Below are 20,823 nucleotides of genomic sequence, written 5' to 3' on the forward strand. Positions count from 1 at the left end.
TAGTATGGCAACACACTTTCGTCAAGGACAACATAAAAAATTGACTCAACACACTGATAACACACACATTAAACAAAACAGGACTAGTCTGGAAACAGAAGTGCCTGCTACATTTTCCGGTGAACGAGTTGACCGTTTTGTCGCAGCTATGCTTGTAGATTCAGCTATTTCCCGCGCAAAAATTCAGAGGGCAATAACTGACGGCCAGCTGCAGATTGACGGAACAATCTGCACCAGCCCGAAACACAAGCTTAAAACCGGCCAGACCATCAGCTTCAGCTTCGAGCAGGCAGAGTCCAGCGTAACACCTGAAGAAGGCAGTCTGGAAGTACTGTACCACGACGAACATATGATCGTAGTAAACAAACCCGCAAGGCTTACCGTTCACCCTGCTCCCAGTTGCCCCGAGGGAACTCTTGTTCACCGTCTGGTGCATCATTTTCCTGAACTGCAGGCGCAGGAAGGTTTCCGTCCTGGCATTGTGCACCGCATAGATAAAGACACCAGCGGCCTTCTGCTGGTGGCCCTTACCGAAGAAGCCCGTCTGAGACTGAGTGAAGCTTTTGCTGACCGAACAATCAATAAAGAATACCTTGCCATTGTGAAAGGAGTTCCGGCTACGGCAGAAGGCGAAATTGATGAGCCCATAGGCAGACACCCGAATCATAAAACCCGAATGACGGTTATCCGTGGCGGGCGCGAAGCCCGCTCTTCATGGCGTGTTCTTATGGCCGACCCTGCCGGTGGCGGCGGAACAGGTTGGGCGCTTACCGCAGTGCGCATCTACACAGGCCGCACACACCAGATTCGTGTACACATGAGCCATATCGGTCATTCACTGTGGGGAGATGCCCTATACTTCGGCATGCCTGATAAAGACGAACTGTCACTCACGCCCTCCCTTGCGCACACTGCAAACCGGCAGATGCTGCACGCATGGAAAATTGCTTTCGACCATCCCATTACCGGCAAACCGCTACAATTCACTTTGCCCCCACCGGCAGACTTTACCGCGATCATTCGCGATCTGGGCAGACGAAGCCAGCGCGTAGTGCTTACCGGAATGCCGGGATGCGGCAAGTCGGCCGTACTTCAATTAGTTAAAGAACAAGGCATACCGACATGGAGTGCCGACGCATGTGTAGCCGAGTTGTACGCCCCGGGTGGGGACGCGTGGCACGGTTTACGAGGGCGCTTCGGCGACCGTTTCATTCCCGAAGACAACGCTCCGGTAGATAAAAAAGCAATGCTGCATGCCATGCAATCGGATAGTAACATCCGCAGGGAGATAGAAGAAATTGTTCACCCTGCCGTGCGCTACCATCTGACAAAATTCTGGAACATGCACAAAACAGCTCCGCTTGCTGCAGCTGAAATCCCGTTATTTCTTGAAACAGGCTGGAAAAGCGACGCAGATGTTCTTGTAGGCGTCTACACACCTGCTGCAATGCGGGCAGAACGTCTGCGTACAACCCGTGGCTGGAATGAAGAAGTCATTGCTTCAATGGATGCATGGCAGTGGCCGGAGGCCGACAAAATGCGGGCCTGCAATCTGATCATCGATAACACAGGTACAGAGCAGGATTTAAAACACAAAACAAAGGCATTGTTACGAACGCTTGAAACATTGCGCGAACATAAACTGGACAGGCTGGTCAGCACGGCAGTCCGACTGTGGACAAAATAAAAAGCAGTTGTACAACCCGCTGAGTTTACGCACGCATAACGATTGAGCCAAAAGCCGTTCCTTTCTCCGCAATCAGAAAAATGTCATGTATGTGCAATAGGAAAAAACAAAAAACGGTTTCAAGAAAACGTACGCGGTAACATCCCATCAAGCACCATGGCTAACAAGCGGTAACTACGGAATAAAACTACAGCGCTACATACAATGCGATACACAGCCTCTATCGGCACCAACTGCACACGGAGCAGAAATGTTTCCCATTCGTGATTCCATTCCCAGAGTTCACCGCCCCTGGGCGGTCTGGACAATTCTGGCATTGAACATTGCGGTATTTGTCTTTGAACAGGGAATGCCGGACTTCACCTTGCTCCGCTTCATGCATTTATACGGCGTGGTGCCCATGCGCTTCACATCGCCGGAGTGGGCGCTTTTCAGTGGTTATCCTGACAGTTATTTTCCATTTCTCTCGCACATGTTCATTCACAGCGGCTGGCTGCATATGATTGTGAACATGTGGACCCTGTGGATTTTTGCCGACAATATCGAAGATGTCATGGGGCCTGTGGGGTTTGCGCTTTTTTATCTTCTGTGCGGACTGTCCGCCACGTGCGTTCACATACTGTTCAATGCCGACTCCAGCATTCCGGTAGTCGGCGCATCAGGCGCCATTGCAGGCGTAATGGGAGCCTATCTGCTGCTTTACCCGCATTCAAAGGTTCTTACGCTGATTCCGGTACTCATCTTTCCGCTTTTCTTTGAATTTCCCGCCAGCATTTACATGGGGATCTGGTTCATCACGCAGTTTTTCTCCGGCGTAACCAGCATTGTCACGCCACAGGCAGGCGGCGGCATCGCATGGTGGGCACATCTCGGGGGTTTTCTGGCAGGTATGGCGCTATTACCTGCATTCCGCCGCAACGACAGATGCTACTTCTGCTACAGGCCGGACCCGCGAAGACGTAGCGGTGTCATCGAGCTGCCCAGACAGGACTAATCTGCCACAGCACATCGGAATTGCATGACAAACAAAACACATCGTGGCACACTGCCACCCGATAACAATAATAGTACGCCTGCATCCCCCGCAGTCAGCGACTGCTTTCGTTGACTTGCCCTGCGGGATGCAGCATAACAACCTTCCGCCGACGGCGCTGCTACCATCACAGCAATACATATGCACTCCGGTAGTTGCCCGCTACGGGCCAGCAGATTCCCGGGCCTGAGACAGTGCTGAACGCACCGTACATCGCCAGACAATGGATACAATATCCTTGTTGCCTTCCGGAAAACGCCTACGCCGCGGCAAATTCGCAAGTGGGGTTCACTCATGCTCGAGATAAAGAATCTTCGTGTGAAGATCGGCGATGTTGAAGTGCTCAAGGGCATCAACCTGCACATCAATGACGGCGAAACCTTCATTCTGTTCGGTCCCAACGGCTCCGGCAAAACAACGCTGCTGATGACGCTGATGGGCTTCGGAAATTATACCGTTACCGGTGGCCAGATTCTCTTCAAAGGTCACGACATCACCCATATGCCTATGTACGAGCGTGCTCGTCTGGGTATCGGCATGTCTTTCCAGCGCCCGCCTACCATTCACGGTCTGAAAACCCGCCATCTGGTAAGCATGTGCGGTCAGGGACGCAAAGTTGACGTGGACGGACTGGCCCGTAAAGTCAACTTTGAAAACTTCCTTGAACGCGACATCAATGCAGGTTTCTCCGGCGGCGAAATCAAGCGTTCCGAACTTCTCCAGCTGATGGCTCAGCAGCCTGATCTGGTGCTGTTTGACGAGCCTGAGTCCGGCGTTGACCTTGAGAACATGGTACTCATCGGCAAAACCGCCCGCCAGCTTCTGGACGGCGTGCCTCCGGCAAGCTGCAGCATGAAAGAGCACCGTGCACAATGCAAAACTGCAGGGCTTATCATCACCCATACAGGCTACATTCTTGAGTATGTCAACGCAGATCGCGGGCAGGTAATGTACAACGGGCAGCTGTGCTGCGAAGCACGCCCTCGTGATATCCTCGACCACATCTCCAAGCACGGCTACGAAGAGTGCCTGCGCTGCCTTACCCCCACTAACGGTTCCATCAAGGAGGCCCTGTAGTCATGGGTAAAATTGATCTTTCCCGTTATTCCTTTAACGGCGGACAGGCCAGCCAGATCAGCGACCTGACCTCGCTTTCCAGCGAAGACAAACAGCGCCTGCTCTATGCCGGTATCGACGTAAACCAGTCCAAGGTCGGCGGCAGCTTTATGCACATGAACCACTCCGGCGTTCACTGCCAGACCCGTCAGGAAGGCCTTGAAGTCATGGACATCAAGGACGCCTACAACAAATTTGACGGCCTGCCTGAATACTGGTGGAAAATGGTTGATCCCGACAAAGACGAGTTCACCAGAGCTGCCTACGACAACCTGCACGGCGGTTACTTTATCCGCGCCCGCAAAGGCGTAAAGGTTACCGATCCTGTCCAGTCCTGCCTTTTCATCAAAGACAGCGGACTTGCTCAGAACGTGCACAACATCGTGGTTGTAGAAGAAGGCGCAGAGTTGCACATCCTTTCCGGTTGTGCCACCGCTCATGGAGCCAAAGAAGCTGCCCATATGGGTATTTCCGAATTCTACGTAAAAAAAGGCGGCAAGCTGACCTTTACGATGATTCACAACTGGGGCGAAGACACTGCCGTACGCCCCCGCTCTGCCGGTGTGATGGAAGAAGACTCTGTGTTTCTTTCCAACTACGTGCTGCTGAAGCCCGTAAAAGACCTGCAGATGTACCCCAGCATCACCCTGAACGGTTCCGGCGCGGTAGCGCGTTTCAACTCCGTCATGGTGACCCCTCCCGGCAGTTATGTTGACGCGGGCAACCGCATCATCCTGAACGCTCCCGATACCCGCGCTGAAATCATCGCACGTACACTGACCACAGGTGGCACTGTGATCAACCGCGGCTTCATCGGCGGATACAATGTTCCCGCCAAGGGCCATCTGGAGTGCAAAGGGCTTATTCTGGGCGGTGGACGCATTCACGCCATCCCCGAACTTGATGCCACCATCGACGGCGTAGAGCTGTCGCACGAAGCCGCTGTGGGCAAAATCGCGCAGGAAGAAATCGAATACCTGATGGCGCGAGGCATGGACGAGGACGAAGCAACCTCGACCATCGTTCGCGGCTTCCTGAACGTGGATATTATGGGGCTTCCGAAAGAACTGGAAGACTCCATCCGCGAACAGATTGACCAGCTTGATGCCAGCGATGCCATGTAACCGGCCAAATAACCTTGTCTGAGACAATGCATCGGCCCGCCGGAAGTTCCGGCGGGCCGTTTTTATTATCTGGTACCAGCACCCTGCCCCCGTAAAAAACCAAATGCCTCTACTCAATAACAGGCACAGCATCTTTATGTTCGCGCAGTAAAAAGGTATGTGCTTTTATCAGGTGCTCTTTTTACCTCGCTGCCAGCCAGCGCTGCTAAGCGTAAGACACACCTAACAAGGCGCTTTCTCAGCATCATCACGGCATCCACTCTGACCTGTTACGGACAGTGGTATTCTTCTGATTTCTGTTCTGAGCCCCGCTGCCATACGCATTCTTGCCTTTGCTGGCTCTTTTTTCTATCTTGCCGCCACAGTCTGCACAGATAGACACCGTTCAGTTCAACCATTAACCGGCGATGCCGGAAGCTACAGGAATTCACATGCCAGGGTACAAAGGGCACCTGACCGGATGTACTGTTGTAGCAGGCGGCGCGCTTGCCGGTCTGCTTTATCTCAACGTTATTTCCGCGCCGCCCCTGACCATTGCATCACTTTTTGCGGTTGCACTTATGGCAACCATGTTTCCGGATACGGACACCGAATCCAAAGGGCAGAACTTCTTTTATGCGATCATGGCAATCGTAGATGTCATCCTGATCATCAACAAAGAGTACGAATGGGCTGCACTGCTGGGACTTTTTGCGATGCTTCCCTCTCTTGGCAAGCATCGCGGCTGGACACACACATGGTGGGCCATGCTTGTTGTTCCCTTGCCTCTTATCTTTTTGCCTATGGCTTTCTTCCATACACCCTGGGATGTGACCCTGCCATTTTATATTGCTGCTGTTGTCGGTTACGGCACACATCTGGTGCTTGATACGCTTTTCTGATTCCCGACAGTCTCTGCAAATACAAACGGCCCATGGCAATCGCCACGGGCCGTTTCGTTCATTAAAGACAACAGCAGGCTACTGTGCAAACTCCGGTGCCCACAGATAGTAGAATCCTGTATCAGGTACGTTCAGATACTGAGACAGCGGCACTTGTACCAGTGGTGCAGTACCAGCCTGGGCGCTTACGGTATTATAAGGAGTATCGTTGGGGAATGGCTCTCTCCGGTAGACTACAACTGTGGCTTCCTTCAGGCCCGCAAGTTTTGCGGCTTCTTCCACGGCCTCATCAAAATACCCGATACGATCTACCAAGCCCAGACTATGAGCTTCGGAGGCTGTCATCACACGGGCATCGGTATAGGAAGCTTCCTTACCCTGCAGGCCGCGACGCTGGCTTACCAGGCCGACAAAGCGGCTATTCAACGTCATCACCATATTCTCTAAAATTGCTTCTTCTTCCTTGGAGTTTTCACGGAAAGGCGAACCGACGTCCTTGAACTTTCCAGACTTGGTTGCAATAGCTTCCACACCGATCTTATCCATCAGGCCTGTTACGTTAGGCCGCAGGAAAATTGTACCTATGCTGCCTGTAATTGTAGACGGATGCGCCAGAATACGGTCTGCCGCAATGGATACATAGTACCCGCCGGATGTGGCCATATCCATTTGCAAAGCAACCACGCGGACTCCGGTCCGCTGCTTGAACCGCATAATTTCATTAAACAGCATATCGCTGGCAGTAACGCTGCCGCCGGGTGAATCAATGGTCAGAATGACGGCTTTTATGTCCGGGTCCATCTCTGCAAGACGCAGACGTGAGACCACGTTTTGCACCAGACCGGGCTTATCGGTAAAAAATCCACGGTCAGGCTTGTTATCAATCACTCCGGTGACAGGCAGTACAAGAATCTTCTCATCACCTTCACCCTGCAGCTTGTACTCCTGCAAGGCTTCCGGACCGCCAAACAACTTCACTCCAGATGCACAGCCCGTAGCGAACAGGCAAAACATCATCAGACATACAGTGGTCAGTCTCAACTTCATATACACTCTCCCTCAACTCATTCGGAGTCGATAATCAGGGTCAAAATACGGTCTTTGCTTGACACACAGCCCTAGGGTGTCAACAATCTCCGTTGGAGAATAGCATGACTGACACTTTTAACAATCCTTTTGCAGCCCTCGAACAAGATAACTTCCCCGAAGCGGAAGAAGAGAATGCCCCTGCTACCGGACACTCATCCCCAGAAGATGAAGACGCCGAGCTTTTTGCACTGGCAATGCAGTCCTTTCATTCAAAGGCCGGCATGCCGGAACAGACTGCAGGATCCGGCAAAAAGAAAATAAAAAAAGAAGCTAATTCCGGCGGAGTTCTGCTGGGAGAACATGAGGCATTCAAGCGCGTGGCTAGCAAACACTTAGCAAACAACGACGACCGTAAGACCAAAGCTAAGCAAAAATCACGGACTGCGGTTAAACACCAGAAAAACAATCCGGTGCCGCAACCTGATGAAGACATGTTGTTCAGCAGAGCCATGTCCGGAGTTGCCCCGCTCAGCAGCAAAGGACGAGAAATCAACCCGGAAGTGGCGCTGAACGAAAAAATCACGGCTGATTTTGATCCGCGTGCTCAGCTGCAGGAGTTTATTGAAGGTAAAGTCCAGTTTCAGATTGAGTATACTGACGAGTTCATTCAGGCCCATGTAGAAGGGCTGGACCCCGTGGTGCTGGGTAAAATGCGTGCTGGTCAGTACAGCCCTGAAGGCCACCTCGACCTGCACGGGCAGAATATTATTCAGTCCTACGGCGCCATGATACAATTTTTTCAAACCAGCTACACCAAGGGTAAGCGCTGTGTTCTGCTTATCCCGGGGCGTGGGAAAAACAGCCCCGAAGGATATGGTGTTCTGCGCGAAAAAATTCAGACATGGCTCACCCGCGACCCGTTCAAACGAGTAGTGTTAGCCTTCTGCACCGCTCAACCGAAAGATGGCGGAGCCGGTGCTTTGTATGTGCTGTTGCGTAAGTTCAAAAAAAGCTCAGGAAAAATCCACTGGAACCGCACCCCAAGCGATGCGGATTTGTTTTTGTAGCCCAAAAGGCGCTGCGACCTGCAAGTCAGCTGATACATGCTGCAAAGTCAGGCAGTCAGATTAGGTACACGACACAACACCAACACAAAGGAAATACTTATCATTTTTCTTGGTAAAAACAATTCTTACAAGCATTATTAAACTTTCCAGAAGGCGGCAGTACCCTCAACGAATTTTCAACGATAGCTAGCGGGGGGGCCTTTCCCTCAGGATAATCCGAATGCCTCACACCCCGGCCGTTTATCCAATTTTATAACACAATTCTCATCTGCGCTGCGTAAACCTTATCGGCAACATTATGATCGTTCATGCACTGGTGGATAATAGAAAGGCACCCGACCACCCCGCTCTCTCCGCCGAAAAAGGATTGTCTTTTCATATTCGGACTGCAAAAAACTCGATTATCTTCGACATGGGTTGCGGTCGCACATTTTATGACAATGCAAAACTGATAGAAATCGACATTGAACATGCCGATATCGCAGTAATTTCGCATCGACACCATGACCACGCCAATGGGCTGCCCCACTTCCTTCATCATAATCAGCACGCCAAAGTGTTTTTACGCGAATGTGAAGCCCGATCCTATGTGTTTAAGTTTCTGGCTGTTCAGCTCAATATAGGTTTCGACTCTGCTCTGCCGGAGCATTACCGGAACAGATTAATTTTTATTAATCAGACTACAGAGATACTTCCCGACGTATTCGCTGTTATCAATTCCAGCGACAGATACCCCCGTCCTGCTGGTAACCAATACCTATATTCAGGCAACAAAGAAGGTCTCTTGCCGGATACCTTCGAGCACGAATTGTTTCTAATCATCAGAGAGCCTGATGGCTTAGTGCTCTTCACGGGATGCGCCCATGCTGGTGTATTAAATATGATCGAAACAGTGCGTACAATTTTTGAAGGCGAGAAAATAAAGGCCGTCGTGGGCGGCTTCCATCTGGTCGGCATCCCGATGCTAAACGGTCTTGAATGCCGCAAGTCTGACATTATTCAATTGGCAAAGCAGCTTGCACAGTGCCCGATAGATACGTTTTATACCGGACACTGTACCGGCGTAAGAGCCTACAGAGTTTTGAAAACTATTTTGGGCGAACGTATTAACTATATACCGACAGGAAGCCGCATCAACACTTAAGCTGTGTTTGCCCATTGAATGTTTCAACCATTCCATAAAAAACGGGATGCCCTGACCAAGGCACCCCGTCTGAATTACATGACCGGATTGTTGCGGCTGCTAGCGGCGCATTGCCTTACCTTTTTCATAGGCTGCAAGCACAGCATCAATAATGTGTCCGCGCACGGCAGTACGGTCGAGGTGATTAATTCCGGCAATGGTAGTTCCTGCAGGCGAAGTGACCATTTCACGCAGCAAAGAAGGATGCATGTTGGTCTGCTCTGCCAGAGCGCACGAGCCGGAGAATAGTTCCTTAACCATGTCGGTTGCGTCCTGTCGCGTAAATCCCACAGTGACGGCTGCTTCTATTACAGCTTCAATCATGTGGAAAACATACGCGGGGCCGCATCCGGCCACAGCAGTGAATGCCTCGAATTTCTCTTCGGGCAGTACAACAACCTTGCCAATTGAACTGAACAGGTCCTGAACGGTCTGCGCGGCTTTGGCGGGCAATGCAGGGTCATCAAGGCATACGCCGTAGATGCCGCGCCCTACCATTGCGGGAGTATTAGGCATAACGCGCACCACAGGAGCAAGTCCGTCCGCTGCGTTGCGCATTGCTCCCAGAGTCACTCCGGCAGCAATGGAAACCAGCACTTTGTCCGCATTCAATGCCGGACGAATAGCCTCTATGACATCACAAATCTGGTCGGGTTTAACACCCAGAATAATGATGTCGGCACGCTCTGCCAGAGACAGTGCGTCAGAAAACACCTCAAGGTCGATCTCTTCCCGCAGTGCTTCCACCCGGGCCATACTGCGATTGAATCCTGCCAGTGTCACCCCTTCGGCACCGGCAAGTCCGCGCATGATAGCCCCGCCCATATTGCCGCATCCGATGCAGCCCAGAACCGTATTGCTCATTAGCCGGTAATCTCCATGGCGTTAAAGAAGTAACCCATCTCAAACGCAGCGGTTTCGGCAGCATCAGAACCATGAACCGAGTTGGCTTCAAGGCCTTCGGCAAACTGCTTGCGGATGGTGCCTTCTGCAGCGTTTTCCGGGTTGGTAGCGCCCATCAGTTCGCGCCAGCGTGCAACGGCATTTTCGCCTTCCAGCACCATGGCAACGATGGGACCGGACGTCATGAAATCAGTCAGGCTGCCAAAAAAGGGACGCTCTTTATGTACGTAATAAAAGCCCTCTGCCTGCTCTTTGGTGAGCTGCATTTTCTTCATGGCAACAACACGCAGGCCTTTATCCTGAATAATTGACAGGATAGGGCCTTCGAGATTGCGCTTGGTTGCGTCGGGCTTGATGATGGCGAAAGTTCTTTCTGCCATGATTACGATCCTCCAGATGCAGTGTGTTGTGTGTGATATGTGTGTGCAAAAACAGCACGCGGCAACTTTCCCGCGCGCCGACAGTGTTTATTGCCTGTCCTGCACCACTTTATCAAGTCCCATTACACTGACAATCCGAACATTCCGGTTGCGGATGCGCTGCCATTCTTCCAATGCGGCGAGAGTTTCGGCTGTAGGATGTCCGATAGCAATGGCAGAACCTTCGCGCTGGGCAATACGCGCAGCTTTTTCCAGTTGATGAACAATACTTTTTTTGTCACGCACCACGTCGAGAAATACCGACCTGCGATAGGCAGGCAGACCGCTGGCTACAGCTTCGTTGTACAGTACAGAACCGCCGTGAGTGACGCTGTCCAGCACAAACATATTACGACCGTAAAGCTCGCTTAATACCGCCTTCACACCGACTTTATTCTGAGTAAACCGCGAGCCCATGTGGTTATTGATGCCGACAGCATGGGGTACCATCTTCAGATTCTCTGCCAGAACAGTATGAATCTGGTCGGCATTCATGGTTACAAACAAAGCCCCGGGGCCCGGATTCACTTTAGGATACCCTAAAGGCTCCATAGGCTGATGCACCATGATCTCACGCCCTTGCTTCCAGCCGTATTCCGCTGCCCGCCGCGCATGAGAAGACCGCGGCCAGATAGCAAGAGTTACGAGATAGTCGAGTTTTGTCAGCCGTTCCACAGCGCGCATGCTTTCGCCGATATCATCAATGACAATGGCAAGACGGGGTGCTCCGGCAGGAAGCGGTTGCGGAGCAACACCCACCGGCGGAGGCTGAATTCCTTGTTCTCCGGCTATGGGACGCTCTGCTGAATCAGGCATTGCAGGTTTAGTAGTATTCTCAGCCTGCGCAGGGATGCCGTCCTCGCCGTCTGCAATCTGCTCATCACGAAGCGGCAAAAAAGACAACTCGTGCGTGGGCACACCTTCAATGATTACGCGATAAACATCGTCCTGCCCCTTACGCAAATTTGCAGAGGGAGCCCATGTTGCAAGCGCAGTCCGCAACCCTGAAATAAATCTTTCACGCAGCCCGTCTACAGCCACGCCAAGCCGCTGAAAATGATATTCTTCGCCCTTCTGGCTGCGGACTTCCACACTCTCCAGCAATAACGACCTGCGCGAAAGCTCAAGCCGCTCAAGAGTACGCAGCAAGGCATAGTCCACTTGCTTGACTGCCTGCTCCAACGAACCTCCGAGAGCCTCTTCGTACGGCAGGCTGGAAGGATCAAGCAAATCGCGTACAGAAGGCAGCGCCTCACCAGTTGCAGTCTTTTCGGCTATACGGGAGTCAGGCTCTGTTCTTGTCATGCTGAAGTACACCAGCATCATACTGCCGGTAAGCAATACTCCGCAGGCAAAAGCCACCAGGCCTAAAAACAGCCGGCTGGTAAAAAAGCCTTTCCGGTCGGACTCTTTGCCTGCCTCTGCGCGGCCTGCAACGGCAGAAATCTTGCGCAGAATCCGCTTAAAGGGAGTAGTCCCTTTTCCTGAAGGTTCTGACGGCATCGTCATAACGTACTTGTCCCTTTCTCCAACGGTCAAAGGGCGCGGTTTCCCGCGCCCTTACATATTCAGTTGTCAATCATTGCCATTTCCGGCTGTTGCCACTCTAGTGAATAGCCTGAAGCCGCGGCAGTTGCTTTACCAGTTGCAAGCCCATGCGCAGCTGATTGTCACGGGCAAGGCTCTCAATGGCGTCCTGATCACGCTTCGACTTATCAGGAGTTTTATCCTTGCCATTCTCAAGGTGTCTTGCCAGATCTTTTTCGCGCATCACACCGAAGGGATGGGAAGGCTTGCCTTCTTCGTCCTTTGCAGGCTGCACAAAGGGCAGCTGGATGTCAGGTTCCACACCTTCTGCCTGAATGGAGGTACCGTCAGGCGTATGATACAGCGCGATGGTCAGCTTAACACCGGAACCGTCGGCCAGAGGAATAACGTTCTGAACCGAGCCCTTACCGAAGGTACGCTCGCCCAGCAGCAACCCACGCTTATGATCCCGTAGCGCGCCAGCAACAATTTCAGAGGCAGAGGCAGAACCGGCATTCACCAGAACGACCAGCGGAGATTCTACATCGTTAGCCTGTGCGGTGGCTTTAAAATCTCTGTTGTTGTTCTCTATACGTCCCTTAATGGACACGATAGTTCCCTTGGACAGGAACGTATCCGCCACATGAACAGCCTGATCAAGCAAGCCACCGGGGTTATTACGCAGGTCAAGAATCAGCCCTTTGATCGGTCCGCGCTTGCGCTCTTCACGGATAGCATCATGAAGTTCGCTGGTAGTCCGCTCGCTAAAGCGGGACAGGCGAACCCAAAGGTAACCGGGCTCAAGCTCATGCGCTTTTACACTGATGATCGGAATCGCATCACGCTCTATGGTAACAGTTTTAGGCGTATTCTCGCCCTCGTGCAGAATGGTCAAATCCACAGTGCTGCCTTTGGGACCACGTATGCGGCTGACAGATTCATCCAACCTCATATCCTGAGTAGGCTTGCCGTCCACGGCAAGAATGAGGTCACCGGCACGCAGACCGGCACGGTCAGCCGGAGTATCAGCAATGGGTGCAACAACCATCAGCCGGTCATTCTGCTGAGTGATTTCAATGCCGATGCCGTAAAACTCACCGGAAGTACTTTCCTGCATTTCCCGGTATTCACTGGCATCAAGAAAAGCCGAATGGGGATCGAGGTTTTGCAGCATTCCGCGGATGGCGCCTTCCATAAGCTCATCACGCGAAACATCGCTTACATAGTAACGCTCAACCAGATCAAGCACCTGACTGAAGCGTTTGAGCGACTCAAAGCGCCCGGACCCGTCCGTAGCATTACCGGGTCCGATAGACACAGTAAGCGTCAGAAAAACAATAAAGGTGGCTGTCCACAAGGACAAACGCATAATAAATCCTCCGATCACCCTGAAAGCACTCACTTTAACGAAGTTAACCACGATTCAGGGTTAATTGCTTTTTGATGAAAACGCAATTCGAAATACAAACCATCGCTGTTCACATCCGGATAGAAACCTGCTGTACCGATCAGATCCCCCTGCTTCACGTTCTCCCCCACCTGTGCAGAGCTTTCTGAAAGATACGCATACAGGCTGTAATATTCTTCACCATGCATCAGAATCACTACCCTGCCAAAGCCTCGCAGCACGTCATTATGCATAACTTTGCCCCATGCAACAGCCTGCACGGGTGTGCCCTTTGCTACGCGAAGCCCGATACCGCGCACAGGAGGAGACGCTTTGGGCTTGTATCTTTTTACTACAGAACCCTTTGCAGGCCAGGGCAGCACTCCTTTAAGCAAGGCAATATCTTTGCCGCCACGCTGCTTTTCCAATTTAAAATTAAGGCCACGGATAACATCCAGCACATTACGCAGCTCTGCTTCTGCACTGGCTTTGTCCTGCTTAACAGACTTCAGTTTGCGACGGTACTGTAACTTATCCTGCAGCAGGTCTTTTTTGTCGGCATTTACCGCAGCCAGCTTTTTCCGGGCAGATTCAGCAAGAGCCTGCCTTTCCTCCAGCGTTTTTTCAACCTCTAGCTGCTGTTTCTGCAACTCTTTCTGCCGTGCGTCTACTTTTTCGTACAGAGTCTTTGTCCAGATATAACGCCTGCTGGCAGCATCCCACCCTTCCGGGTGGATTACTCCGGTGCTGTCGCGCTGCACGCTAAGCGGCCAGAGCGTTGCAAGCAGCTTTGCCAGATCCTCTTGCGATGCCTGTGTTTTCCTGGTCAAAGCATCCAGTCTGCTGCTGACTTTCTGCAGTTCAGCCTCTACGCCGTGCAGCTCTTTTTCCTGTTTATCAATGGCAGCTTCCAGCCGCTTAATGCGGTTTTCGGTAGCCTGCACATCTTTACTAAGCCTCGACTCCTGACGAGACAGTTTTTTCAACCGCTCTTCGCGTTCTCTGGCTCTTTGCTGCTGTTCTTTGATGGACTGCGTTATATCCTGTCCCGACACTGGTGCGGGCACAAAACCCAGCCCAAGCCCGACAGCAACTAACAAACTACCCATAAAAAATTTGTTACGCGTCATCAGGGCACCTCATACTCAAGATAAGGCCCCAGCGGACACTCACTGCATTTCGGAGCAGACTTATGGCACCACTCTTTTGCCACCCGTACCAGCAACGCATGGTATTCGTTAAACAGTGATACATCTGCAGGTAACACGTCCATGAAAAATTCACGCATCTCATCATACAGCACATCTTCAGGCAACAGGCCATGCCTTGTCAGAATTCTTTTTGTATAGGCATCCACCACAAAGCTGGGCTTATCAAGCGCATACAAAAGGATAGAATCGGCTGTTTCCGGCCCTATGCCTTTTACCTCCAGCAGCCTGCCGCGCAATTCGTCTATAGAAAGCAACGACAGGTTGGCAAGAACACCATCGGCTTGTGCATTAATAAAATCAACGAGAGCCTGCAGCTTGGCAGTCTTCTGCCGAAAAAAACCTGCCGGTCGTATTAGTTGTTCGAGCCGTGCAGGTTCAATGGAAGCGAGGCCTTGTTCTGTCAGACCTCCGGCAGCGCGCAAAGCATCAATGGCTTTTTCCACGTTCTGCCAGTTTGTGTTTTGGGTAAGAATAGCCCCGACTGCAACTTCAAAAGGAGTCTGAGCAGGCCACCACCCGCTCGGCCCGAGACGGCCAAGCATGGCGCCAAAAAGTTCCATTAAATACGTTTCCCGGTTCATGGCATTGTGATTCTATAGAGTTGCACGACGAAGCGCAATGAGCTGCGCTGTACTTTACGCTATCTTCGGGCTACATTCCGCGCCTTGCGTACATCGCAATAAACAATTCGCCGTGATGAAGTTCCATCAGCGGCAGAGAAACAATTTCATGAATACGCAACAAGCAGACCAGATACCACAAATTCCTGTAGATGACAGCAAGGTTCATAAAATTATTGTATGCCAGTTACGCCAGATCGGTGATGTGGTGCTTGCCACCCCTGCCATCGAACTGCTCGCACGCCGCTTCCCCTATGCAGAAATACACATTCTGACTGAAAAGCGCTGTGCTTCCATGCTGGAAAACAACCCGTTCGTCCATAAGGTGTGGAGCATTGATAAAAAAGAGCTGACCAATCTTGCAAAAGAGGTAGGTTTTTACTGGAAAGTGGCAGCAGAAAAGTTCGACATCGTTGTCGCATTTCAGCAGCTGCCCCGATGCCGCTGGGTTCTTGCTTTTTCCCGTGCGCCTATCCGGCTCAGTTATCCTCCCGCCTGGCACAGCCGCATGCTCTTCACCCACTGGTATCCGCTGGAGCCCGGATACTCTGCCCGCACAAAGGCAAACGTCATGAAGCCGCTGGGCATCAGCTGGAACGGCGAAAAACCACGGGTGTACCTGCTGGACGATGAGATGGAAAAGGCGGCAAACATCCTGCGTACCTTGGGTCTCACATCGCAACACACGCTTATCACACTGGACCCGACACACCGCAGGGCAACCCGCCGGTATCCGGCCAGACATTACGGCAAAATGGTTGCAAACCTGTACAGCCAGAACCCTGACCTCCGCTTTCTGTTGCTCTTCGGTCCCGGCGAAGAGCAGGAAGCGCGGGCAGTAATGGACGCAGCCCGATGTAACGAAGCATTCATCGTGCCGGACCGTATTCTGACGCTCCGCGAGATGGCGGCCTGCATAGCTTACGCCAGAATGCACATAGGCAACTGTTCCGCCCCCAGACACATTGCAGTAGGCGTGGATACCCCCACCATGACGATTCTTGGCTCAACCACATCATCGTGGACTTTCCCGTCGGCTGAACATGACAATATCATTCTGGGACTGGGCTGCCAGCACTGCAACAAGGACACCTGCAAGCGCGGTGACTTTGCCTGCCTTGAACAGCTTTCTCCGGAAACTGTGACCGAACGAGTTCTCAAGCATATGGATGTGACCAAAGACACTCCTGCGGCAGGACGCAAAGTGTAGCAAGGCACCTGACAACACTTTGTCTGCATCCTTCAATACCAAATGAGTACAGGGTGATAGCTTACACACGGCATCCCCCAGCTTATAATACAAAAAAGCGGAGTAATTACGACTCCGCTTTTTTACATCTCAACTTGCATCATACCGTAACAGCATGATTTTTACGATTAGCACGTACTTTTTGGGCAGCTATTTCCAAAATGCTCATATAATCCGGCAAGGCGCTTGTCCGTCGGTACAATTGCTTCTGCCGCCGGATCAGCAGTCAGGACAGGCGTTAGAGCCAAAAAAGAGCACTAACTTGCTAATCCCAGATAAGTGCGGCCCAATCGCCCTGAACATGACGACGTGCGGCAGGCAATCCGAGTTCGGTGTATACCGCTTCCACACTGTCTGCCTGCAACTCAAGCAGGCCGGAAAGCACAAGGCAACCACCCGGCTTCATCATGGACACAATGTCTTCAGCCAGTTCTTTTAACGGCTTTGCCAGAATATTAGCCAGCACCAAATCATACTGTTCGCCTTGCACCACTTCCACGCTGCCAAGACGCACCTCAAACGAGTCATCCACATTGTTGATGACTTTGTTTTCGGTGGTGTTCTCCACAGCCAGAATGTCAATATCCGAACCTACACCGGTAAGTCCCAGCATGGCACAGCCAATGGCAAGAATGCCGGAGCCGGTACCCAGATCAAGAAAGCGCATGCCTTCTTTGATACGGCCTTTGTCTGCCAGCTCAGAAATAGTGCCCAGGCAAAGCGCCGTGGTCGGATGATGTCCGGTACCGAAAGCAGTTTTCGGCTCAATGACAATAGGCATACGGCCGTTCAGCTCAACCTCGCCCTGCATCCACGGGGCAATAACCATAAACCGGCTACCCGCCTCAACAGGGGTGAAGTAATCACGCCATGCAGCCATCCAGTCCTGCCGGGGCACACGTTCACGCTCAATGCGGGCATCGGGCACCATGGACTCAACAGCAGTCACCAGCTCTTCACAAAACTGCGGGTTCTCGCCGTAAACGCGAAAAAGAGCCTCGCCAGTGGGCAGATAATCTTCTTCCCATCCCTGTGCCACGTGCAGCGTCAGAATACCGGTTGTGATATCCGATGCTTCATCGGGCACTACAATATCAATACGAATCAAGTCGGCCATATTATCCCCTTGCCTGATAACGCTTCATCTGCTTCTCCAGCCGGCGGCTGGCAGAGGTGAGCGCGTAACAGATAAGGAAATACATGACAAGGATTGTAAAGTATATCTCCATAGGAGCAGAAAGCGTACGGTTGTTGACCTGCACCGCAACACGGGTGAGCTCTGCAACACCTATGACATATGCAAGCGAGGTATCTTTTGTCAGACTTACAAACTGGTTAACAAACGAAGGAATCATATTGCGCAAAGCCTGCGGCAAAATGACATACCGCATCGCCTGAAACTTGCTGAGTCCGGTACCACGGGCCGCCTCCATCTGTCCTTTAGGCAACGAGATAACGCCCGCCCTGACGATTTCGGCAATATAGGCACTGGTAAAGATAATAAAGGTAGCAAGAGCGCATTCTGCCTCCGGCATGGTCTGCCCGAAGACAACAGGTGCCAGAAAATAAAACCAGAACAACAGCAACAAAAGCGGCGTACCGCGGATTATTTCGATGTAAATGATTGCAGGTAACCGGACGAACCAACTTTTGGAAAGACGCATAAGGCCAAAAACCAGCCCGAGCCAGAAAGCACCGAAGATACCGCCCAGCGACAGAAGAATACTAAGAGCGATACCTCCCAGCGGCCCCTCAGGGTACGAGCCGATGAGCAGATAATCAAAGTTATTCCATACTACATCCCACTGCATGGCTTCCCCCTAATATTTGACCGTACGCAAGAAGTACTTGTTGTACTGGGTCACCGAAAAGGAAACGACCAGCGAGATGCACAGGTATACCAGTGTTGCCACGGTGAATGCCTCAAAGCCACGGAAGGTATAAGACTCAACCTGTCTGGTCATGTACGTCAGCTCGGCCACGCCGATAGTCATGCATAACGAAGAGTTTTTAATCAGGTTAAGAGCCTGCGAAATAAGGGGCGGCACAATGATACGAAATGCCTGCGGCAAAATAACGTACCGCATGGACTGCAGAAAACTCAGACCGCATGCGCGCGAAGATTCCAGCTGGGTTTTGGGGATTGCGTTAATCCCCGAGCGGATTTCTTCTGCAATAAAAGCTGCCGTGTACACGGTAAGCGCGATAACGCCGGCAGCAAATTCAAAATCACGTTCATACAGCCACTCAAGCACAGGGCGCGGCAGCAGACCGTCAGACCCGAAGTACCAGAAAAAAATCTGCACAAGCAGCGGTGTATTACGGAAAAATTCTGTAAATCCTGCACTGAACCATACCAGCGGGCGAACGCGCGACAGGCGCATAACAGCTATTATCGTACCCAGCAGCAAGGCCAGCAATAACGATACAACCGAAATTTTGAGCGTGAGTACAAGTCCGTCAATAATCCACTCACGGTACTCGCCCGTTAAAACGACTTGCCAATCAAACGTGTAATTCAAGGTGCTCTTCCAGTGAAAACAGGGAAACAGGGGCGCGGCGCAAGGCCACGCCCCCGCAAGAAATCAAAACCTGAGCCGAAGTCTTAGTTAGGCCACAGTTCCATCTGCCAGGTAAGGGGCAGGAAGTACTTGGTGTTGGGGCCGAACCACTTGTTGTAGACTTTTTCGTACTCGCCGGAACGCCACATATCGTTCAGGGCTTTGTTTACGAAGTCACGGAAGTCGGAATCGTTTTCGGGCAGACCAAGGCCATAAGGCTCTGCGGAAATGTATTCACCGACAATCGCCCACTTTTCTGGTTCGGGGTCAGAGTTCTTCAGGCCCAGCAGAATGGTGGAGTCGGTAGTTACTGCGACGGCTTTGCCCTGCTTCAGAGCAAGCATAGCCTGCGGGTATTCGTCAAACGACAGAACACGGCAATCGGGCTGTGCAGCCTTGATGTTCTTTTCAGAGGTAGAGCCTTTTACGGTGGCTACCTTTTTACCTTTCAGGTCGGCAACGGACTTGATGCCGCCGTCTTTGGCAACCAGAATTTTCTGACCATCCATGAAGTAGGTGATCGAAAAATCAATTACGTTATCGCGCTCGTGCTTATGAGTCATGGTTGCGGCTGCAATGTCAATGGAACCCTGAGTAACCATAGGAATACGAGTGGCGGAAGTTACTGTTTTCAGTTCCAGCTTAACGCCCAGCTGGTCTGCAATGTACTGGCACACATCTACATCAAAGCCGACAAGCTGTTTTGTGTTTTCATCAATAAAACCGAAGGGAACGACGGAGTCCTTTACCCCTGCAACAAGCACACCGCGCGCTTTGATATCATCGATCTTTCCGGCAAAGGCCGTACCGGCCGACAAGATCATACCCAACGCAACGGCAATCAACAGAAGTCTCTTCATGTGAACAATCTCCATTTTTAGTCGTTTTCCGGCTCATCCATACTCGGCAGCCGTCTGTGTACCATCTGATTGTTATTACAGTATTTCCTTAAGAAACGCCTTGGTTCTTTCATGTTTGGGGTTAGAGAAAAACTCGACAGGCGAAGCTTCTTCCACAATGACGCCTCCGTCCATAAACACCACTCTGTCCGCCACTTCACGGGCAAAGCCCATTTCATGTGTGACACACAGCATGGTCATTCCTTCACGTGCAAGGTCTTTCATACAGTTCAGCACTTCGTTGATCATCTCGGGATCAAGTGCAGAAGTAGGCTCATCAAACAGCATCACCTTGGGGCGCATGGCAAGCGCACGTGCAATGGCCACACGCTGCTGCTGTCCGCCGGAAAGCTCTACAGGATATTTGCTGGCCTGATCATGGATGCCTACCCGCTCCAGCAGCTCCATGGCTATGGATTCGGCTTTTGCCTTTTCCATTTTACGCACTTTCAAAGGAGCCAGAGTCACGTTTTCCAGAACTGTGAGGTGCGGGTACAAGTTGAACTGCTGAAAAACAATACCTACTTCTGTCCGCAGATCATTCACATCGACACCCTTGTCGTGAATAGAGCGACCTTCCAACAGAATTGAGCCTTTCTGAATATCTTCAAGCCTGTTCAGACAGCGGATGAAGGTAGACTTGCCCGAACCGGAAGGACCGCAGATGACAAGCACTTCACCCTTTTCAACAGACTCGCTGATGCCTTTGAGGACATGAAAATCCCCATACCATTTATGAATGTCGTTAAACTCGATCATTGCCATAATGTCAGAAGCTCTCTTCCCGTAGCCGTGCAGGCCTACAGCTAATCAAAATTGTCAAACAGGAATTACCTTGACCATCAAATGAGAAAGGGGCACCGAATGCATAAAAAGAAAAGGGGAAATCCCCCAGAGATAAAAAATCTGCTCTTCCCAAGCAGATGC

General features: G+C 51.6%; 20 protein-coding genes. 8 read left to right on the forward strand and 12 right to left on the reverse strand.

What is annotated here, in order from left to right; all coding sequences use genetic code 11:
* The first annotated feature begins 100 nt into the window (after positions 1-100).
* The 5 genes from coaE (at position 101) to ACK5LI_RS06705 (ending at position 5,841) form a co-directional block, all read left to right on the forward strand.
* Positions 101-1,687: a dephospho-CoA kinase gene (coaE, locus tag ACK5LI_RS06685; RefSeq protein WP_416947469.1), complete on the forward strand. Its 1,587-nt coding sequence runs from the start codon at positions 101-103 to the stop codon at positions 1,685-1,687.
* A gap of 250 nt (positions 1,688-1,937) precedes the next feature.
* Positions 1,938-2,681 carry a rhomboid family intramembrane serine protease gene (locus tag ACK5LI_RS06690; protein WP_416947471.1) on the forward strand — a complete coding sequence of 248 codons (744 nt, stop codon included), beginning with the start codon at positions 1,938-1,940 and terminating at the stop codon, positions 2,679-2,681.
* Between the two features lie 333 nt (positions 2,682-3,014).
* The gene (locus ACK5LI_RS06695) at positions 3,015-3,797 is read left to right on the forward strand and encodes an ABC transporter ATP-binding protein (protein WP_416947473.1); all 783 of its coding nucleotides are present in this window, start codon (positions 3,015-3,017) and stop codon (positions 3,795-3,797) included.
* Between the two features lie 2 nt (positions 3,798-3,799).
* On the forward strand, positions 3,800-4,960 hold the full coding sequence (locus ACK5LI_RS06700; RefSeq protein ID WP_416947475.1) for a SufB/SufD family protein: 1,161 nt from the start codon (positions 3,800-3,802) through the stop codon (positions 4,958-4,960).
* A 431-nt stretch (positions 4,961-5,391) separates the two neighbouring features.
* Positions 5,392-5,841, forward strand: coding sequence for a metal-dependent hydrolase (locus tag ACK5LI_RS06705; RefSeq protein WP_416947477.1), 450 nt, complete (start codon positions 5,392-5,394; stop codon positions 5,839-5,841).
* 78 nt (positions 5,842-5,919) lie between these two features.
* Here ACK5LI_RS06705 and sppA read toward each other — a convergent pair whose 3' ends face one another.
* Positions 5,920-6,888, reverse strand: coding sequence for a signal peptide peptidase SppA (gene sppA, locus ACK5LI_RS06710; RefSeq protein WP_416947479.1), 969 nt, complete (start codon positions 6,886-6,888; stop codon positions 5,920-5,922).
* Between the two features lie 104 nt (positions 6,889-6,992).
* Between sppA and ACK5LI_RS06715 the strand changes: the two genes are divergently transcribed.
* Complete coding sequence (locus ACK5LI_RS06715; RefSeq protein WP_416947481.1) at positions 6,993-7,937, forward strand: Smr/MutS family protein; 945 nt, start codon at positions 6,993-6,995, stop codon at positions 7,935-7,937.
* A gap of 298 nt (positions 7,938-8,235) precedes the next feature.
* Positions 8,236-9,081, forward strand: coding sequence for an MBL fold metallo-hydrolase (locus ACK5LI_RS06720; RefSeq protein ID WP_416947483.1), 846 nt, complete (start codon positions 8,236-8,238; stop codon positions 9,079-9,081).
* A 99-nt stretch (positions 9,082-9,180) separates the two neighbouring features.
* Here ACK5LI_RS06720 and proC read toward each other — a convergent pair whose 3' ends face one another.
* The 6 genes from proC to ACK5LI_RS06750 all read right to left on the reverse strand — a co-directional run bounded on the left by proC (position 9,181) and on the right by ACK5LI_RS06750 (position 15,148).
* On the reverse strand, positions 9,181-9,984 hold the full coding sequence (proC, locus tag ACK5LI_RS06725) for a pyrroline-5-carboxylate reductase (protein WP_416947485.1): 804 nt from the start codon (positions 9,982-9,984) through the stop codon (positions 9,181-9,183).
* Positions 9,984-10,403 (reverse strand): nucleoside-diphosphate kinase, encoded by a 420-nt coding sequence (gene ndk / locus ACK5LI_RS06730; RefSeq protein WP_416947487.1) that lies wholly within the window; start codon positions 10,401-10,403, stop codon positions 9,984-9,986. The genes proC and ndk overlap by 1 nt, the downstream gene beginning before the upstream one ends.
* An 87-nt stretch (positions 10,404-10,490) precedes the next feature.
* Complete coding sequence (locus tag ACK5LI_RS06735; RefSeq protein ID WP_416947490.1) at positions 10,491-11,951, reverse strand: divergent polysaccharide deacetylase family protein; 1,461 nt, start codon at positions 11,949-11,951, stop codon at positions 10,491-10,493.
* A 97-nt stretch (positions 11,952-12,048) separates the two neighbouring features.
* A complete protein-coding gene (locus tag ACK5LI_RS06740; protein WP_416947492.1) occupies positions 12,049-13,338 on the reverse strand; it encodes a S41 family peptidase in 1,290 nt (429 codons plus the stop codon).
* 29 nt (positions 13,339-13,367) lie between these two features.
* Positions 13,368-14,486 carry a murein hydrolase activator EnvC family protein gene (locus ACK5LI_RS06745; RefSeq protein WP_416947494.1) on the reverse strand — a complete coding sequence of 373 codons (1,119 nt, stop codon included), beginning with the start codon at positions 14,484-14,486 and terminating at the stop codon, positions 13,368-13,370.
* Positions 14,486-15,148, reverse strand: a complete 663-nt coding sequence (locus ACK5LI_RS06750) for an endonuclease III domain-containing protein (protein ID WP_416947496.1) — start codon at positions 15,146-15,148, stop codon at positions 14,486-14,488. Before ACK5LI_RS06750 ends, ACK5LI_RS06745 begins: the two co-directional genes overlap by 1 nt.
* Positions 15,149-15,296: 148 nt before the next feature.
* Between ACK5LI_RS06750 and ACK5LI_RS06755 the strand changes: the two genes are divergently transcribed.
* Positions 15,297-16,397 carry a glycosyltransferase family 9 protein gene (locus ACK5LI_RS06755; RefSeq protein WP_416947498.1) on the forward strand — a complete coding sequence of 367 codons (1,101 nt, stop codon included), beginning with the start codon at positions 15,297-15,299 and terminating at the stop codon, positions 16,395-16,397.
* A 304-nt stretch (positions 16,398-16,701) separates the two neighbouring features.
* Here the strand turns inward: ACK5LI_RS06755 and ACK5LI_RS06760 are convergent, their stop codons facing one another.
* The 5 genes from ACK5LI_RS06760 to ACK5LI_RS06780 all read right to left on the reverse strand — a co-directional run bounded on the left by ACK5LI_RS06760 (position 16,702) and on the right by ACK5LI_RS06780 (position 20,661).
* Positions 16,702-17,553, reverse strand: a complete 852-nt coding sequence (locus ACK5LI_RS06760) for a 50S ribosomal protein L11 methyltransferase (protein ID WP_416947500.1) — start codon at positions 17,551-17,553, stop codon at positions 16,702-16,704.
* A gap of 1 nt (position 17,554) precedes the next feature.
* The gene (locus ACK5LI_RS06765; protein ID WP_416947502.1) at positions 17,555-18,247 is read right to left on the reverse strand and encodes an amino acid ABC transporter permease; all 693 of its coding nucleotides are present in this window, start codon (positions 18,245-18,247) and stop codon (positions 17,555-17,557) included.
* A 9-nt stretch (positions 18,248-18,256) separates the two neighbouring features.
* Positions 18,257-18,958 (reverse strand): amino acid ABC transporter permease, encoded by a 702-nt coding sequence (locus ACK5LI_RS06770; RefSeq protein WP_416947504.1) that lies wholly within the window; start codon positions 18,956-18,958, stop codon positions 18,257-18,259.
* Positions 18,959-19,041: 83 nt separating this feature from the next.
* Positions 19,042-19,857, reverse strand: coding sequence for an ABC transporter substrate-binding protein (locus ACK5LI_RS06775; protein ID WP_416947506.1), 816 nt, complete (start codon positions 19,855-19,857; stop codon positions 19,042-19,044).
* A gap of 75 nt (positions 19,858-19,932) precedes the next feature.
* A complete protein-coding gene (locus ACK5LI_RS06780) occupies positions 19,933-20,661 on the reverse strand; it encodes an amino acid ABC transporter ATP-binding protein (RefSeq protein ID WP_416947509.1) in 729 nt (242 codons plus the stop codon).
* Positions 20,662-20,823 lie beyond the last annotated feature (162 nt).

Origin of the sequence: Oleidesulfovibrio sp., assembly GCF_047973035.1 — a bacterium.
GTDB lineage: Bacteria > Desulfobacterota > Desulfovibrionia > Desulfovibrionales > Desulfovibrionaceae > Oleidesulfovibrio.

What these genes read in the sequence shown, in the direction of transcription:
- sppA (WP_416947479.1), bottom strand. Translation starts at nt 6,888, where the DNA reads ATGAAGTTGAGACTGACCACTGTATGTCTGATGATGTTTTGCCTGTTC.
- ACK5LI_RS06715 (WP_416947481.1), top strand. Translation starts at nt 6,993, where the DNA reads ATGACTGACACTTTTAACAATCCTTTTGCAGCCCTCGAACAAGATAAC.
- ACK5LI_RS06700 (WP_416947475.1), top strand. Translation starts at nt 3,800, where the DNA reads ATGGGTAAAATTGATCTTTCCCGTTATTCCTTTAACGGCGGACAGGCC.
- ACK5LI_RS06735 (WP_416947490.1), bottom strand. Translation starts at nt 11,951, where the DNA reads ATGACGATGCCGTCAGAACCTTCAGGAAAAGGGACTACTCCCTTTAAG.
- proC (WP_416947485.1), bottom strand. Translation starts at nt 9,984, where the DNA reads ATGAGCAATACGGTTCTGGGCTGCATCGGATGCGGCAATATGGGCGGG.
- ACK5LI_RS06690 (WP_416947471.1), top strand. Translation starts at nt 1,938, where the DNA reads ATGTTTCCCATTCGTGATTCCATTCCCAGAGTTCACCGCCCCTGGGCG.
- ACK5LI_RS06760 (WP_416947500.1), bottom strand. Translation starts at nt 17,553, where the DNA reads ATGGCCGACTTGATTCGTATTGATATTGTAGTGCCCGATGAAGCATCG.
- ndk (WP_416947487.1), bottom strand. Translation starts at nt 10,403, where the DNA reads ATGGCAGAAAGAACTTTCGCCATCATCAAGCCCGACGCAACCAAGCGC.
- ACK5LI_RS06780 (WP_416947509.1), bottom strand. Translation starts at nt 20,661, where the DNA reads ATGGCAATGATCGAGTTTAACGACATTCATAAATGGTATGGGGATTTT.
- ACK5LI_RS06775 (WP_416947506.1), bottom strand. Translation starts at nt 19,857, where the DNA reads ATGAAGAGACTTCTGTTGATTGCCGTTGCGTTGGGTATGATCTTGTCG.
- ACK5LI_RS06720 (WP_416947483.1), top strand. Translation starts at nt 8,236, where the DNA reads ATGATCGTTCATGCACTGGTGGATAATAGAAAGGCACCCGACCACCCC.
- ACK5LI_RS06745 (WP_416947494.1), bottom strand. Translation starts at nt 14,486, where the DNA reads ATGACGCGTAACAAATTTTTTATGGGTAGTTTGTTAGTTGCTGTCGGG.
- ACK5LI_RS06705 (WP_416947477.1), top strand. Translation starts at nt 5,392, where the DNA reads ATGCCAGGGTACAAAGGGCACCTGACCGGATGTACTGTTGTAGCAGGC.
- ACK5LI_RS06765 (WP_416947502.1), bottom strand. Translation starts at nt 18,247, where the DNA reads ATGCAGTGGGATGTAGTATGGAATAACTTTGATTATCTGCTCATCGGC.
- ACK5LI_RS06695 (WP_416947473.1), top strand. Translation starts at nt 3,015, where the DNA reads ATGCTCGAGATAAAGAATCTTCGTGTGAAGATCGGCGATGTTGAAGTG.
- ACK5LI_RS06740 (WP_416947492.1), bottom strand. Translation starts at nt 13,338, where the DNA reads ATGCGTTTGTCCTTGTGGACAGCCACCTTTATTGTTTTTCTGACGCTT.
- ACK5LI_RS06755 (WP_416947498.1), top strand. Translation starts at nt 15,297, where the DNA reads ATGAATACGCAACAAGCAGACCAGATACCACAAATTCCTGTAGATGAC.
- ACK5LI_RS06750 (WP_416947496.1), bottom strand. Translation starts at nt 15,148, where the DNA reads ATGAACCGGGAAACGTATTTAATGGAACTTTTTGGCGCCATGCTTGGC.